The organism is Oceanimonas aquatica, from assembly GCF_030732065.1.
In the GTDB taxonomy this organism is placed as follows: Bacteria; Pseudomonadota; Gammaproteobacteria; order Enterobacterales; family Aeromonadaceae; genus Oceanimonas.
Genome location: NZ_JAVBHX010000024.1, coordinates 1 through 1,054, shown reverse-complemented (window position 1 = coordinate 1,054; position 1,054 = coordinate 1). Strand labels below are relative to the sequence as shown.

The window sequence follows — 1,054 nt, the reverse complement described above, 5'->3', positions numbered from 1 at the left end:
CGGCGTTGTTTCCTAAATCAGGGAACTATCTGTCTCAGCCGTGATCCGATCTCCTAACGAACGGACTCAGGAGCAGGCAGATGGGCAAAGCTCGGCACAACATCAGCAACTGGCGGCAGTACAACCGGGCTTTGATCAATCGAGGTTCACTGACCTTCTGGATTGATGAGCAAGCCATCGAGCAGTGGCATTGTCATCAACACCACGGACGCCGCGGGCGTGGCTTCCACTACAGCGATAACGCTATTGAAACAGCACTGATGCTCAAAGCCTTCTTCGGCTTGCCGTTACGGGCGCTGGAAGGATTTATCAACTCCATTTTTCAACTGATGGACGTGCCGCTTACCTCACCTGGTTACAGCAGCATCAGCAAGCGTGCTCAGACCGTGAATGTGAAGTATCGCTTGCCCAGCAAGGGGGCTGTCACTCATCTGGTTATCGATGCCACCGGGCTGAAGGTGTTCGGTGAAGGCGAATGGAAACAGCGCAAGCATGGCAAGGATAAACGCCGGGTCTGGCGCAAGTTGCATCTGGCTGTTGATGCCCGCACCCACGAGGTCATCGCGGCCGAAGCCAGCCTGGAAAACGTGGCCGATAATGAAGTCCTGCCGACCTTGCTTAACCCGCTACGCCGCCGGTTGCATCAGGTCTCGGGCGATGGGGCTTACGATACCCGGGAGTGCCATCAACTCCTCCGCAGGAAAGGCAGCAAAGCGACCATTCCACCGCGAAAAAATGCTGGTTATTGGGAAGAAGGGCATCCAAGAAACGACGCCGTGACGGCACTGAAATCAGGCAAGCTCGCTGACTGGAAAACCGCTTCTGGCTACCACCAGCGTTCGCTGGCAGAAACGGCGATGTCTCGTTACAAACAGCTGGTGAGTCCCAAGCTCAGCCTGCGTAGCTACAACGGTCAGGTCGGCGAAATCCTGGCCGGCGTGAAGGTCATGAACAAGGTCATCGGGCTCGGTATGCCTGTTCGCCAGCCGGTCAGTTAAGGGCGCCAAGCCCAGTAGGGACAGCCTGCTCCGGCTCTGATTTGATCAACAGCGCC

At 56.6% G+C, this 1,054-nt stretch carries 1 protein-coding gene; it reads left to right on the top strand.

Going from position 1 to position 1,054, the window contains the following annotated elements; translation table 11 throughout:
• The first annotated feature begins 80 nt into the window (after positions 1-80).
• Positions 81-998, top strand: a complete 918-nt coding sequence (locus Q9290_RS16460; protein ID WP_306080726.1) for an IS5 family transposase — start codon at positions 81-83, stop codon at positions 996-998.
• Positions 999-1,054: the final 56 nt, after the last annotated feature.